General features: G+C 61.7%; 13 protein-coding genes. 11 read left to right on the top strand and 2 right to left on the bottom strand.

Annotation, left to right across the window (positions count from 1 at the left end; all coding sequences use genetic code 11):
- Positions 1-43 precede the first annotated feature (43 nt).
- Both IG627_RS11975 and IG627_RS11970 read right to left on the bottom strand, forming a co-directional pair.
- Positions 44-691, bottom strand: coding sequence for a cysteine hydrolase family protein (locus IG627_RS11975; RefSeq protein ID WP_193192602.1), 648 nt, complete (start codon positions 689-691; stop codon positions 44-46).
- A gap of 265 nt (positions 692-956) precedes the next feature.
- Positions 957-2,594: an electron transfer flavoprotein-ubiquinone oxidoreductase gene (locus IG627_RS11970; protein ID WP_193192601.1), complete on the bottom strand. Its 1,638-nt coding sequence runs from the start codon at positions 2,592-2,594 to the stop codon at positions 957-959.
- 575 nt (positions 2,595-3,169) lie between these two features.
- Here IG627_RS11970 and IG627_RS11965 point away from each other — a divergent pair.
- The 11 genes from IG627_RS11965 to gspK all read left to right on the top strand — a co-directional run bounded on the left by IG627_RS11965 (position 3,170) and on the right by gspK (position 14,029).
- Entirely contained in the window at positions 3,170-3,919 is a 750-nt protein-coding gene (locus IG627_RS11965; protein WP_193192600.1) for an electron transfer flavoprotein subunit beta/FixA family protein, read from the top strand.
- Positions 3,919-4,848, top strand: coding sequence for an electron transfer flavoprotein subunit alpha/FixB family protein (locus IG627_RS11960; RefSeq protein WP_193192599.1), 930 nt, complete (start codon positions 3,919-3,921; stop codon positions 4,846-4,848). Before IG627_RS11965 ends, IG627_RS11960 begins: the two co-directional genes overlap by 1 nt.
- A 220-nt stretch (positions 4,849-5,068) precedes the next feature.
- Complete coding sequence (locus tag IG627_RS11955; protein WP_193192598.1) at positions 5,069-5,752, top strand: type II secretion system protein N; 684 nt, start codon at positions 5,069-5,071, stop codon at positions 5,750-5,752.
- Positions 5,753-5,822: 70 nt separating this feature from the next.
- On the top strand, positions 5,823-7,805 hold the full coding sequence (gspD, locus tag IG627_RS11950; RefSeq protein ID WP_193192597.1) for a type II secretion system secretin GspD: 1,983 nt from the start codon (positions 5,823-5,825) through the stop codon (positions 7,803-7,805).
- A complete protein-coding gene (gene gspE, locus IG627_RS11945) occupies positions 7,802-9,292 on the top strand; it encodes a type II secretion system ATPase GspE (RefSeq protein WP_193192596.1) in 1,491 nt (496 codons plus the stop codon). Before gspD ends, gspE begins: the two co-directional genes overlap by 4 nt.
- 2 nt (positions 9,293-9,294) lie before the next feature.
- On the top strand, positions 9,295-10,512 hold the full coding sequence (gene gspF / locus IG627_RS11940) for a type II secretion system inner membrane protein GspF (protein WP_193192595.1): 1,218 nt from the start codon (positions 9,295-9,297) through the stop codon (positions 10,510-10,512).
- 48 nt (positions 10,513-10,560) lie between these two features.
- On the top strand, positions 10,561-10,989 hold the full coding sequence (gspG, locus tag IG627_RS11935; protein ID WP_193192594.1) for a type II secretion system major pseudopilin GspG: 429 nt from the start codon (positions 10,561-10,563) through the stop codon (positions 10,987-10,989).
- An 18-nt stretch (positions 10,990-11,007) separates the two neighbouring features.
- Positions 11,008-11,580 carry a type II secretion system minor pseudopilin GspH gene (gspH, locus tag IG627_RS11930; protein WP_226865008.1) on the top strand — a complete coding sequence of 191 codons (573 nt, stop codon included), beginning with the start codon at positions 11,008-11,010 and terminating at the stop codon, positions 11,578-11,580.
- Positions 11,581-11,714: 134 nt separating this feature from the next.
- Positions 11,715-12,107: a type II secretion system minor pseudopilin GspI gene (gene gspI, locus IG627_RS11925; protein ID WP_377519008.1), complete on the top strand. Its 393-nt coding sequence runs from the start codon at positions 11,715-11,717 to the stop codon at positions 12,105-12,107.
- Between the two features lie 79 nt (positions 12,108-12,186).
- Entirely contained in the window at positions 12,187-13,044 is an 858-nt protein-coding gene (gspJ, locus tag IG627_RS11920) for a type II secretion system minor pseudopilin GspJ (protein ID WP_193192592.1), read from the top strand.
- Entirely contained in the window at positions 13,037-14,029 is a 993-nt protein-coding gene (gspK, locus tag IG627_RS11915) for a type II secretion system minor pseudopilin GspK (RefSeq protein ID WP_193192591.1), read from the top strand. The genes gspJ and gspK overlap by 8 nt, the downstream gene beginning before the upstream one ends.
- Positions 14,030-14,037: the final 8 nt, after the last annotated feature.

The raw sequence follows: 14,037 nt of genomic DNA, 5'->3' as shown, positions 1-14,037 counted from the left end.
GGTACTGGCCACAGTATCCGGCTTTTTATTGGCAGCCAGAAAATTACCAGTATCCCGTTTCCTTTCTCACCGAGCGAATATGCTGCTCCAGATCCTCCAGCAGTTCCGCCGTGCGCACCACTTCACAGTAACGCCCCCCCAGCCGGTTGACGCACTCTGCCTGTACCATATCGCTGGCCGAAGCGGTGGCATCCTCGATCAACATGGGGCAGTAACCGAAATCGGCCGCCGCGCGGATGGTGGATTCCACGGCTACATCGGTAAAGACGCCACAGCAATAGAGTTGCGCAATGCCGAGGCGAGAGAGCAGGGAGTGGATATTGCTGTTGCCAAATGGTCCTGAGGCGGTTTTGTTGATGACCAGATCGCCGCTTTTGGGGGCGACAGATTCGATAAACTCCGACTCCCTGGAGCCCGGCGGGCAGTGAAGGTCGAGCTTTCTGTGCCAGTAGCTGCGGTCGCGACCATCATCGGTCTGGGACATGACCCGGATATGGATGACTTCCAGCCCCTTGTCGCGAAACAGCGCCTGCAGCTTTTGCACATTGGGCAGCACCTGTTTTTCCAGGCGTGCAAAATAGTATTCCTGGCCCTCCTTGCCGAAGGCGCTGTATCCGGAGTCCGCGAAGACGCCACAGCCGCGGGCGGCGTCCAGATATTGCAGGTCGATACAGAGTAGGGCGGATTTCATGGCCGGTCCTTCGTTGTGTTGACCGGAGGAAGCTTAGTCTGGGAACTCGCTGGCGGCCAAAGCTCTGTTCCTGGCGATGAGGTAAAAAACTGGCCAAGTGGAATAGGGCTTGTCCAGATAACTCTCGTCATTCCGGCACAGGCCGGAATCCAGGTGCCCCCGAACTGGATACCGGCCTGCGCCGGTATGACGACACCAACCAAAAGCCGGCACAGCAAAAAGCTATCAGACAAAAAAGGCGCCCGGTGGGCGCCTTGAAGTGCAGTTACATATTCGGGTAGTTGGGTCCGCCGCCACCTTCCGGCGCCACCCAGACGATATTCTGGGTCGGGTCCTTGATATCGCAGGTCTTGCAGTGGACGCAGTTCTGCGCGTTGATCTGGAAGCGCAGTTTGCCCGCTTCCTCCACTACCTCGTAAACCGCCGCCGGGCAGTAGCGCTGTGCCGGTTCGTCGTAAATGGGCAGGTTGTGGTTCAGCGGAATTTCGTCGTCCTTCAGGGTCAGGTGACAGGGCTGGTCTTCCTCGTGGTTGGTGTTGGAGATGAACACCGAGGACAGCTTGTCGAAGCTGAGCACACCATCCGGCTTCGGATAGTCGATCTTCTTGCAGTCCGCCGCCGGCTTCAGCTGGGCGTGGTCGGCCTTGGTATCGCGCAGTGTCCAGGGCAGCTTGCCCTGGAAGATGTTGATGTCGATAAAGGCGTAGGCGGAGCCGAGGATATTGCCCCACTTGTGCTGGGCCGGGCCGAAGTTGCGCTGTTTGTGCAGTTCCTTCCAGGCCCAGCTGTCGCGGTACTTGGCGCTGTACTCGGTCAGCTCGTCGTTGGCGCGCTCGGCCTTCAGGGCCTCGGCGATGCTCTCGGCGGCCAGCATGCCGGACTTCATCGCGGTGTGGTTGCCCTTGATCTTGGCGAAGTTGAGGGTGCCGGCGTTGTCGCCGATCAGCAGGCCGCCGGGGAAAGTCATCTTCGGCAGGGATTGCAGGCCGCCCTTGACGATGGCGCGGGCGCCGTAGGCGACGCGCTGGCCGCCCTCCAGGTACTGCTTGATCACCGGGTGGTGCTTGTAGCGCTGGAACTCGTCAAACGGGCTGAGGTGGGGGTTGCTATAGGCCAGGTCGGTGATCAGGCCGACCACCACTTGGTTGTCTTCCAGGTGGTAGAGGAAGCCGCCGCCGTGGGAACCGCTCTCGTCCAGGGGCCAGCCGGCCGTGTGTACTACCAGGCCCTGCTGGTGTTTGTCGTCGCTGACCTTCCAGATTTCCTTGATGCCGATGCCGTAGTGCTGGGGATCAGTGCCCTCGTCGAGCTTGAAGCGCTCGATCAGCTGTTTGCCCAGGTGGCCGCGGCAGCCCTCGGCGAAGAGGGTGTATTTGGCGTGCAGCTCCATGCCGGGCATATAGGAGTCTTTGTGTTCGCCGTTCATGCCCACGCCCATGTCGCCGGTGGCGATACCTCTGACGGAGCCGTCTTCGTTGTAGAGCACTTCGGCGGCGGCGAAGCCGGGGAATATCTCGACCCCCAGGTTCTCGGCCTGTTCGGCCAGCCAGCGGCACAGGTTGCCCATACTGACGATGTAGTTGCCTTCGTTGTGCATGGTGCTGGGCACAAAGAGGTTGGGCACCTTGATGGCCTTCTCGGCGCTGCCCATCACATAGATGTCGTCGCCTTTGACCTGGGTGTTGAGGGGCGCGCCGCGGTCCTTCCAGTCCGGGAAGAGTTCGTTCAGGGCGGTGGGCTCGAATACCGCACCGGAGAGGATATGGGCGCCAACTTCGGACCCTTTCTCCACCACACACACGGAGATATCTTCATTGAGCTGGCGAATACGGCAGGCCGCTGCCAGGCCGGCGGGGCCGGCACCCACGATCACTACGTCGTATTCCATTGATTCGCGTTCCACGGCGCTCTCCTCAGCTGGTTGATCTGGTTATTCTGCTTCTGTGAGTCCCGACATGCTCTGTTCGGGTATCCGGGCGGTCCTGCTGCCGGGGGCCATTCGCGGGACACGCTGTGAATATGACCGCCACGGATGGCGGAAATGCCGGTTTTGCAGGAGCAAAAACCGGCCATCCATGTAGGCTCTAATCGGCATCCATGCCTCATAGGGTCCCGCGAATGGCCCCGGCAGCAGGACCTTCGCATCGACTATCGTTTATTCTGTCTCAGTCTTGGCGTTTAGCATTGGCAGCGGATTATATAGACCTTTATTCAGCCCTACCAATTGCAGGACTATTCATTTGCCGTGGCAAATACGCTGTATTTCAATGGCTTAGAAGCCCCGAATGGGTGATTTTTATAGCTGGAAATAGATCTGCTGAATGGCAGTCGGCTCGTCCATTTGGCTATTGATTTTGCGCTATAGAAGGGCCAACATACACGCCGTTCAAACACTTGTTTGACCAGAAGACCGTATTCATTCGCGATTGTGAACAGTCAGTCGCGGCTCCCAAAAAGCTTATTTAAGACGGGATTTCCATGAAAGTTCTTGTAGCTGTGAAACGCGTTGTGGACTTCAACGTCAAGGTTCGCCCCAAGGCGGATGGCACTGACGTAGATACCGCAAACGTAAAAATGTCTATCAACCCCTTCTGCGAAATTGCCGTGGAAGAGGCGGTACGCTTGAAGGAGAAAGGCGTTGTCAGCGAGATAGTCGCCGTTTCCATGGGACCCAAGCAGTGCCAGGAACAGATCCGCACCGCGCTGGCGCTGGGCGCCGACCGCGGCATCCTGGTCGAGACCGATGCCGAGCTGCAGCCCTTGGCGGTGGCCAAGTGCCTGAAGGCGATCGTGGACAAGGAAGAGCCGCAGATGGTCATCATGGGCAAGCAGTCCATCGACGGCGACAACAACCAGACCGGCCAGATGCTGGGCGCGCTGACCGGTATGGGGCAGGGCACCTTCGCCTCTGAAGTGGTCGTGGAAGGCGAGTCCGTCAAAGTGACCCGCGAGATCGACGGCGGCCTGCAGACCGTAGAGCTGAAACTGCCGGCTATCGTGACCACCGACCTGCGCCTGAACGAGCCGCGCTACGCCTCGCTGCCGAACATCATGAAGGCGAAGAAGAAGCCGCTGGACACCACCAGCCCCGATGAGCTGGGTGTAGACATTGCCCCGCGCACCAAGACCCTGAAAGTCGAGCCGCCGGCCGAGCGCCAGGCGGGCGTGAAGGTTGCTGATGTAGCGGAACTGGTAGAGAAACTGAAGAACGAGGCGAAGGTAATCTGATGAGCATTCTGGTTATTGCGGAACACGACAACGCCGAAATCAAGGGCGCCACGCTCAATACCGTCGCTGCGGCCAAGGCCATCGGTGGTGATATCCATGTACTGGTAGCCGGCGCCGCTTGTGGAGCGGCGGGCGAAGCCGCCGCCAAGATCGACGGCGTGGCCAAGGTGTTGGTGGCGGACAACGCCGCTTACGAGCATCAGCTGGCGGAGAATGTGGCCAAGCTGGTCGCGGACCTGGGCAAGGACTACAGCCATATCCTGGCACCGGCCACCACCACCGGCAAGAACATGCTGCCGCGCGCCGCTGCGTTGCTGGACGTGCAGCCGATCTCCGACATCATTGCTGTCGAAGGCGCCGATACCTTCAAGCGCCCCATCTATGCCGGCAACGTGATCGCGACGGTGCAGAGCTCCGATACCATCAAGGTTGTCACCGTGCGTACCACCGCCTTTGACGCCGTGGCTGCGGAAGGCGGCAGCGCTGCGGTGGATGCTGTGGATATCGCCGACGATGCCGGTGTTTCCTCTTTTGTCGGCGAAGAGCTGGCCAAGTCCGACCGCCCGGAACTGACCGCTGCCAAGGTGGTGATCTCCGGTGGTCGCGGTATGCAGAACGGTGACAACTTCGAGCTGCTGTACAAGCTGGCGGACAAACTGGGTGCCGCTGTGGGCGCCTCCCGCGCCGCGGTGGACGCCGGCTTCGTGCCCAACGACATGCAGGTGGGCCAGACCGGCAAGATTGTCGCGCCGGACCTCTATATTGCCGTGGGTATCTCCGGTGCCATCCAGCACCTGGCGGGAATGAAGGATTCCAAGGTGATTGTGGCAATCAACAAGGATGAAGAGGCGCCGATCTTTTCGGTGGCCGACTACGGCCTGGTGGCGGACCTTTTCGATGCGGTGCCAGAGCTTGAAACAAAGTTGTAATTATTGATTAATATACTGATCAATATTGGAAAGGGCGGCGTTGAGCCGCCCTTTCTTTTATGGATCGGCGGCTTTTTGCCTGAGTCAGCCGGAGTGGCCAAATATTGTGCGGTACAATTCATCACAAGGGGAAGATTGCCTTTCCCGAGGTGAGGAAAGAGAATAGGCGTCAATAATTGATAAATTCAGTCAATCGTTGAACTGATATACAGGTTTGTACATGTCCGCAGTAAAGCGAGCCGTTGGATCCATCGGTGCCAGATTTGCACCGCGCGAGTCGCGCAAGCCCTTGCCGCGCAGCGCCCTGGCATCCATTGGCGTGATTGCTGGCTGGTTGTTTATTAACCTGCTGGCCTACGGAGCACTGCTGATTCCCTCTGATGGGGAAGAGTCGCTGCTGGCTGATCGCAGTGGGGCTGGCGTCCGACCCCAGCGGGCTGCCTCCCTGCCCAACACCCCTTTCTTCGGCAAGGCGCCGGTCAAGACGGAAAAAGAACCCGAGGTGGATCTCGCCAATATCCCGATTACCCAGCTGAATCTGGTGTTGTCCGGTGTGCTCGACAACAGTGCCAAGGACAAGGCCAGCGCCCTGGTGGCGGAGAAGGGCAAGCCGGCGCAGCGCCTCTATGTCGGAGATACCCTGCCCGGGGGAGCGGAACTCTACTCGGTCGCTGTGGATCATATAGTTCTACGCCGGAACGGAAAGATGGAAAAACTGACCTATCCGGACGAAGATGGGCGCCCCAGCGTTCCACTGCGCAAGTACACCAATTACGCCCGCCAGGCGGCGGAGATCAGCGCTGCCAGCAGTGCATCCCGCTCGGAGAAGCAGCAGTCGATTCGCGAGCGCCTGGAGGAATTGCGCAACCTCGCCCGCGAGCGTCGCGCCGAGCGCCGCAACTGATCACGATAACTATTAACTATTGCCAAGACCATTTCTTAACTGTCACAAAATTAAAAGAGCCAGACAAATAATGATGAGGATGTTTTATCGGTGGCTGCTCGCTGCCGGACTGGGATTGTTGATTTCGACTGCAGTACTGGCTCAGGCCCCGGAAAGGGTCACTCTGTCTCTCGATAACGCCGATATCCGCGACCTGATCAACTGGGCGGCCGATTTCACCGGCAAGAACATCATTGTGCACCCGAATGTGAAGGGGAAGGTCACGGTGGTTGCCGGTGACCCCATGACCCACGATGAGGCCTTCGACGTCTTTATGTCAGTGCTGCAGGTCAACGGCTTCAGCCTGGTGGAGCAGGGCGGCACCTGGAAGGTGGTGCCCGACGCCCTGGCCAAGCAGCAGGCGATTCCGGTGGCCGACGAGCAGACCCGCGCGCCGGCGGAGTCCCTGGTGGTGCGCACCGTGCGGGTGGAGAATATTTCCGCCGCGCAGCTGATCGCGATGCTGCGCCCACTGATCCCCCAGACCGGCCACCTGGCCGCCTACGCGGATACCAATACGCTGATCATCGCCGATCGTGCGGCGAACATCGATCAGATAGTGCGCCTGGTAAAGCAACTGGACCGGGCCGGCGCCATTGAGATCGAGCTGGTGCCGCTGCAGTTCGCCTCTGCCAAGGAGGTGAAGCAGGTACTGAGTGAGTTGCTCCAGTCCGGCGGTAAGGGCGGCACCCCCGGGAGCGAGGTGCAGCCACTGCGTATCGCCGTGGACGAGCGCTCCAACAGCGTGCTGCTGACCGGCGATCCGGTGACCCGCCAACAGCTGAAAAATGTGATCCGCCGCCTGGACCAGCCGCTCTCCGGCGAGGGCAACACCGCGGTGATCTATGTGCAGTACGCCAATGCCGCCGACCTGAAGCCGATTCTCGAGGGCATGAGTGGCAGCATCCAGAAGACCGAGAAGGACCAGCAGGTGGCCAATGTCGAGGTCAGTATCCAGGTCAATGAGGCCCTCAACTCCCTGGTGCTGACGGCGCCGCCGTCGCTGCTGCAGACCATGAAGGAAGTGATCGCCAAACTGGACGTGCGCCGCGCCCAGGTACTGATCGAGGCGATTATCGTCGAGGTTACCGAGGGTACCGGCAACGATCTGGGTATCAGCTGGATCGCCGGCGCCAACGAAGATGTAGTGGTCGGCTGGGACAACCGGGCCGCCACCAGTCGCATCGATGAAGACGGCAACCTGGTGACCGATACCCTGAACCCCTTCTCGCTGCCGCTGACCAGCCTGACCGGCGCCGGTGCCCTGCACCTGGGCTACCTGAGCGGTACCGATATCCGCGCGGCCATCAACGCGGTCGCTTCCGAGAGCAACGCCAATATCCTCTCCACGCCCACGGTCATCGCACTGGACAACGAGGAGGCGGAGATACTGGTGGGCCAGAATGTGCCCTTCATCACCGGTGAACAGCTGCTGTCCGGCAGCAATAACGATCCGTTTACCACCATCCAGCGCGAGGATGTGGGCACCGAGCTCAAGGTGACCCCGCGAGTGAACAACAACAATTCGGTCACCCTGGAAATTGAACAGAAGGTGGAGAACGTGCTGCCCTTTACCGAGGGCGCGGCGGATATCGTGACCAGCAAGCGCGAGATCCGCACCAAGGTGTTGATCGACGACGGCGCCATACTGGTGCTCGGCGGCCTGATCGAGGACAAGGTGGTGGAGTCGGTTTCCAAGGTGCCACTGCTCGGGGACATTCCGGGTATCGGGCGCCTATTCCGCAACTCCAGCAAAGCTGTCGACAAGACCAACCTGATGGTCTTCCTGCGCCCGAAAATCCTCAGTACCCAGGTCGCCGGCTACGAGGAGACCCGCAAGCGCTACCTGGACCTGCAGTCCAAGCAGATTTACCTGAAAGACAGAACCAGCCTGATTTGGGACTGGCACCGTGGCGACGTATTACCGGACCTGCTGCCGCCCACCGGCAGCTATGACGAGGGTGAAGAGGGCTCGCCGGTCCAGGTGCTCGAGGCGGAAGTGAACGAGAAATGACGGCTGAAGCGGTAGAGAAGTCCCCGATGATCCGGCGCCTGCCATACGCCTTTGCCAAGCGCCACCGGGTGTTGCTGGTCGACATGGACGGCCAGCCGCGCTGTCAGTATGTGGCGCCGCTGAATCCGACGGTACTGGCCGAGGTGCAGCGCCTCAGCGGCTCTGCGGTGGATATCGAGGCGGTGGAGGAGGAGATCTTCCAGGCCTCCCTGCAGCGCCTGTACGAAAATCGCGAGGGGGGCAATCTGTCGGAAGTTGAGGGCCTGGGCGAAGAGCTGGACCTGGCGGCCATTGTCGACGCATTGCCGGAGACCGAGGATCTGCTGGAGCAGGAAGACGACGCCCCCATCGTCAAGCTGATCAACGCCATTTTCGCCGAGTCCCTGAAGCAGGGCGCCTCGGATATCCATATCGAGACTTTCGAAAAGCGCCTGGTGGTGCGTTTCCGCGTCGACGGTGTGCTGCGCGAAGTGCTGCAGCCACGCCGTGCCCTGGCGCCGTTACTGGTCTCGCGTATCAAGGTTATGGCCAAGCTGGATATCGCCGAGAAACGCGTGCCCCAGGATGGCCGCATCTCCCTGCTGATGGCCGGGCGCGAAGTGGACGTGCGCGTGTCCACCATGCCGTCCTCCGCCGGGGAGCGGGTGGTGATGCGCCTGCTGGACAAGCAGGCGGGCAAGATGGACCTGACCAAGCTCGGCATGCCGGACAGCGACCTGAAGGTGATGACCGAACTGCTGTCGCGCCCCCACGGCATTCTGCTGGTCACCGGACCGACCGGCTCCGGTAAGACCACCACCCTCTACGCCGGTCTCGGCAGTATCAACAACCGCGAGAAGAATATCCTCACCGTCGAGGACCCGGTGGAGTACAACCTGGAGGGCGTCGGCCAGACCCAGGTCAACACCAAGGCGGACATGACCTTTGCCCGCGGCCTGCGCGCGATACTGCGCCAGGACCCGGACGTGGTGATGGTGGGTGAGATCCGCGACCTGGAGACGATGCAGATAGCCATCCAGGCCAGCTTGACCGGCCACCTGGTGCTCTCCACCCTGCACACCAACACCGCCCTGGGTGCCGTGACACGACTGGTGGATATGGGCATCGAGCCCTTTCTGCTGTCGTCGAGCCTGATCGGCGTGCTGGCCCAGCGCCTGGTGCGCGTGCTCTGCCCCGAGTGCAAACAGCCCCACGCAGCCGATGCCACCGAGTGCCGGATGCTCGGCGCCGAGGGGGAGACAGTCATCTACCGCCCCGACGGCTGTGAGCACTGCAACCACAGCGGTTATGTGGGCCGGGTCGGTATCTACGAGCTGGTACCGGTGAATGAGACCATGCGCCAACTGATTCACGACCGCGCTTCGGAGAGCAAGCTGGTGGCCGAGGCGCGCAAAGTGGCGCCCAGTATTCGCGATGATGGCGTGGCCAAGGTGCTGGCCGGTATCACTTCACTGGAAGAAGTACTGCGCGTCACGCAGGAGTCCTGACCGTGGCCGCGTTTGAATACACTGCCCTCACCGATTCCGGCCGCAAGAGTCGCGGCACCCTGGAGGCCGACAGCGCCCGCGCCGCGCGCCAGCAGCTGCGCGCCAAGGGCATGGTGCCGCTCGAGGTGTCAGCGGCCACAGAATCCGCCGGGGAGGGGAGCGCGAGCCTGTTTGCCGGCAGCCCCGGCCTCAGTGTCAAGCACCTCGCACTGCTGACCCGGCAGATTGCGACGCTGCTGCGCGCCGGTATTCCCCTCGAGGAAACACTCGGCGCCATCGCCAGCCAGACCCGCAACCACAAGATTCGCCGCATAGTGCTGGCGGTGCGCGGCAAGGTGCTGGAGGGCCACAGCTTCGCCCAGGCCCTCGGCAGCTTCCCACGTGCCTTTCCCAAGCTCTACCGCGCCACAGTGGAGGCCGGCGAGCACTCGGGGCACCTGGACGCGGTGCTGGAGCGCCTCGGCGACTACACCGAGAACCAGCAGAAATTCCGCCAGAAGGTGCAGCTGGCGCTGATCTACCCGGCGGTGCTGGTGTTTGTCTGCATCCTGGTGGTAACCGGCCTGATGGTTTACGTGGTGCCGGACGTCATAGAGGTGTTTACCGGTACCGGGCAGGTGCTGCCGCTGCCGACGCGCATCCTGATGGCGGTGTCCGACTTTATCTCCGCCTGGGGCTGGCTGGTACCGCCGGCGCTGGCGATGCTGATTGCGGCGACCATCTACCTGTTGCGCCGGCCGGCGATCCGCTACCGTTTCCACCACCGGCTGCTGGAAATGCCGATGATCGGCTGGCTGGTGCGGGGCAGCCAGAGCGCCCGCTATGTGGGTACACTGGCCATCCTGACCGGCAGCAGTGTGCCGCTGGTGCAGGCCATGGGGATTGCCAGCGGCGTGATGAGCAACGATTTCCTCAAGGAGAGATTGCAGGTCGCGCAGAAGTCGGTGCGAGAGGGGGGAAGCCTGCGCAAGGCATTGGAAGATGTGGAATATTTTCCCCCGATGATGATCTATATGATCGCCAGCGGCGAGTCCTCTGGCACACTGGACGAGATGCTCGGCCGCGCCGCCGAGTCCCAGGAGCAGGATCTGCAGGGGGCGGTAACCGCCTTCGTCAGCCTGTTCGAACCGGCCATGCTGTTGCTGATGGCGGGTATCGTTTTGTTTATCGTGATGGCCATCATGATGCCGATCATGAGCATGAACCAGCTAGTAGTCTAGGGTGCGCCCTGTGCACCGAAGCGAACTGATCCCGGAGAGGTGGGAAAAATGAAGAACCTGAAAAAGAGCGGCGGCTTCACGCTGATCGAGATCATGGTGGTGATCGTGATTCTCGGCGTACTCGGTGCGTTGGTGGTGCCGAATGTCTTGGGGCGCACCGGCGAGGCGCGCATGAAAGCGGCGGTCGTCGATCTGCGCGCTATCGAGACGGCGCTGGATATGTACCGCATGGACAACTTCGTCTACCCGAGCTCCGACCAGGGCCTGCAGGCACTGGTGGCCAAGCCATCCGGCTTCCCGGAGGCCAAGAACTGGGCCGAGCCCTACCTGAAAAAGGCGCCCAAGGATCCCTGGGGCAACGAATACCAGTACCTCAGCCCCGGCAGCAGCGGCCCTTACGATCTCTTCAGCCTCGGCGCCGACGGCAAGCCGGGCGGCGAGGGAGAGGCGGCCGATATCTTCGTCGCCGAACTCTGAGTAGCAGGCCGCTCACCCATGATGTGCGCCACGGCCAACCGCAACCGCGGCTTTACCCTGATCGAGGTGCTGGTGGTGATCGTCATCATCGCCACCCTGGCGGGCATGGCGGTGCTTTCCCTGGGTAACTCCGGCGCCCGTGCCTGGAGCGGAGAGGTGCAGCGCCTCGCCGCGCTATTGCAGCTGGTCGCCGACCGGGCGCTGATCGACAAGGCCCACTACGGCGTGGTGCTGGAGCCGGACGGTTACAGCGTAGTGCGCTTCAACCCGACCGAGCTGGAATGGCAGTCGCTGGATGAGGCGGTGGCCAAGTCGGTTGCGGCGCGTTTTGTCGCCCACCAACTGCCGGACAATATGCGCCTGGAGGTACTCGAACAGGCCGAACTGCCGTCCGCGGAGGCGACGGAGTTCGCCGCCGAGTCCGCCGAAGACGAGCAGCCGATCCCCCAGTTTATCGCCCTGTCCAGCGGCGAGGTACTGCCGGTAGAGCTGGCCATGTTCCTGCTCGACGCCGGCGATACCAGCCGCGGCGCTACCATTTCCTACAGCAGCCTGCATGGGCTGCAACTCGAGTGGCAGGCGGAATGGTAATGCGGAATGCGGGATGCGGAATGCGGAATGCGGTCCGGGGTACGGAGACTCCCTGCCTGTGCCGCGGGCGCTGCAGTTTTCGCAGGCCGGCAAACAATGCTCCGGAAGTCGGGGCGGATCATTCCGCATTCCGCATTCCGCCTTCCGCATTAAAGCAAGCCGGCTTTACGCTGGTGGAAGTCATGGTGGCGCTGGTGATCTTCGGCGTTGTCGCCGCCAGTGTGCTGAAGACGATGCAGGACAGCGTGCGCCAGCAGGCGGCGATGGAAGAGCGCCTGGCCGCCAACCTGGTGGCGCAACAGGTGCTGGCCGAGGTGCGGCTGCGCAACCCCTGGCCACCGCTGGGTGAAAAGTCCGAGCGGGTGCCGTTGGGCGAGCGTGAGTGGCAGGTGACTGCCCGCGTGGAGAATACCCGCGAGGAGCGCATGCGCCATATCACCATCCAGGTAGCCCGCCCCGACGCGGAGCACCCGACCCTTACCCTCGACGCCTGGGCTGCGAAGGAAGAGGGGCGGAATCATGAATGATGACAAATTTGCAGGAGCAAATTTGGACGCCGAAGGCGCCCGCAGGGCGAGCGCCATGGATGGCGCGAGTCTATGCGGAATGCGGAATGGTGCCCGGGAGGTCGGATCAGTTCATTCCGCATTCCGCATTCCGCATTCATCATTAAACCAGCGCGGTTTTACCCTGATCGAGATCCTGGTGGTGCTGGTACTGGTTTCCATCATCAGCATCGGCTCCTACGCGCTGCTGGATACCTTCAACAGTACCGACCGGGCGCTGGAGATACGCGCCGAGGAATTGCGCCGCTTTTCCATGGCCATGTACCGCATCGACGACGACCTGCGCCAGTTGACGGCGCGTCCGGTCAAGAACGCCTACAACGGCTATGAGCCGGCATTGCGCGGCGATACTGACGAGTTCGAGTTTACCCGACTCGGCGCGGCCAACCTGACCGGCGAGCCGCGCGGGGAGCTACAGCGGCTGGGCTACAGCATCGGTTTCGTCGAGGATGAGGAGCTCAGTGGGCTTGAAGAGGACAGCGGCGCCTTGCTGCTGCGCAGTCGCTGGCGGGTTCTGGACCGGGCGCCGGATTCCGAGCCGGTAGCGGAGCCGCTGCTGCTGGGTGTGGACAGCCTCAACCTGCGCTACTACGACCCGGATACCGAGGCCTGGCTGTCGCAGTGGCCGCCGGTTACGGCGCGCAGTTCCACGGCAGAAGTGGATACCAGCCTGCCGGAGGCGGTGGAACTGGTGTTGACGACCCGCGCCGGCGGCGAGCTGCGGCGCGTCTTCTCCCTGCCGCGGGTGGCGGAAACCGCCGGCGGCAGCGGCGGTTCCTCCTCCGGTGGTGACGGGGGTTCGGACAGGGACGACGACGGCGGTAACGACGACAACGGCAACGGGAGCCGCGACGAAAGCGGTAACCGCGACGATCGCAGGGGCCGCGACGATGGCTAATGCCCTCGGCCGCCAGCGTGGCGTCGCCCTGATAACAGTGCTGCTGGTGATGGTGATCGCCATCGCTGCAGTGACTCACGCCATCATGCGCAATCGCATCGCCGTATCGCGTACCGGTGCACTGCTGGCAAATACCCAGTTGGCGGAATTCGTGACCGGTGCCGAAGTCTGGGCGCGTGTGGCGCTGCAGAAGGATTTTGAGGCGGATCGCGAAGATCGCCAGTCCGCTGACTCCTCACTCGAGGCCTGGGCGCAGAAGGCGCTGGCATTCAATCCGGATAACGGTAAGATTCGCATTAATATCAAGGACTTAAACTCTTGTTTTAATGTGAATAATCTCGCCACGGCCGACGGCGAGCAATCCGAGCAGCGACAGGTTTTCGAGCGCCTGGTGCGCAATGTCAGTGGCAAGGCGGAACTGGCCAAGTCGATTCAGGACTGGGTGGATACCGGCGATACGCCGCTGGCGCCCGGCACCGAGGATGACGGATACCTGGGGCGGGAGCTGGCCCACAGAACACCGGATACGCTGATCAGCGATATCTCCGAGCTGTCCGTGGTGGAGGGCATGGAAGCGGAGGACTGGCAGAAACTACGTCCCTTCCTGTGCGCCCTGCCGGAGACGGGTACTGCCATCAATATCAATTTCGCCCCGCAGGAGCTGATCGAGGCGATGGATCCCGAGGCCAATGCCGCCGAGATAGTGCGTTTTCGCGAGTCCGACGGCGTCTTCAACGACCGGAGTCAGTTTACGGAATATCAGGTCAGGAACTCCGGCGGCCTGGTGTTTCACAGCCAGTATTTCCTGGCTCGAATCGCGGTGCAGCTGGGGCCCGACGGCGGCTACCGGCAGTACTGGGAGACCACTCTGCAGTTGGACGAGTCCAGCGGAGAGGCCGTAGTGGTACAGCGGCAGCGCCGCACCTTTTCCGGCGCCATGATGCAGGAACTCCTGGATTACGATATCACCGGTGAGAATAAGTAAGTCAATGA

The sequence above is a fragment of the Microbulbifer taiwanensis genome (assembly GCF_014904815.1).
Taxonomy (GTDB): domain Bacteria; phylum Pseudomonadota; class Gammaproteobacteria; order Pseudomonadales; family Cellvibrionaceae; genus Microbulbifer; species Microbulbifer taiwanensis.
Note: the sequence above shows the minus strand (reverse complement) of the source record. Positions and strands in the feature narration are given on the sequence as shown.

Coding starts and splice junctions, on each gene's coding strand:
- gspG (WP_193192594.1), top strand. CDS start 10,561: ATGAAGAACCTGAAAAAGAGCGGCGGCTTCACGCTGATCGAGATCATG.
- IG627_RS11960 (WP_193192599.1), top strand. CDS start 3,919: ATGAGCATTCTGGTTATTGCGGAACACGACAACGCCGAAATCAAGGGC.
- gspD (WP_193192597.1), top strand. CDS start 5,823: ATGATGAGGATGTTTTATCGGTGGCTGCTCGCTGCCGGACTGGGATTG.
- gspJ (WP_193192592.1), top strand. CDS start 12,187: ATGCGGAATGGTGCCCGGGAGGTCGGATCAGTTCATTCCGCATTCCGC.
- IG627_RS11975 (WP_193192602.1), bottom strand. CDS start 691: ATGAAATCCGCCCTACTCTGTATCGACCTGCAATATCTGGACGCCGCC.
- gspK (WP_193192591.1), top strand. CDS start 13,037: ATGGCTAATGCCCTCGGCCGCCAGCGTGGCGTCGCCCTGATAACAGTG.
- IG627_RS11965 (WP_193192600.1), top strand. CDS start 3,170: ATGAAAGTTCTTGTAGCTGTGAAACGCGTTGTGGACTTCAACGTCAAG.
- IG627_RS11955 (WP_193192598.1), top strand. CDS start 5,069: ATGTCCGCAGTAAAGCGAGCCGTTGGATCCATCGGTGCCAGATTTGCA.
- gspE (WP_193192596.1), top strand. CDS start 7,802: ATGACGGCTGAAGCGGTAGAGAAGTCCCCGATGATCCGGCGCCTGCCA.
- gspH (WP_226865008.1), top strand. CDS start 11,008: ATGATGTGCGCCACGGCCAACCGCAACCGCGGCTTTACCCTGATCGAG.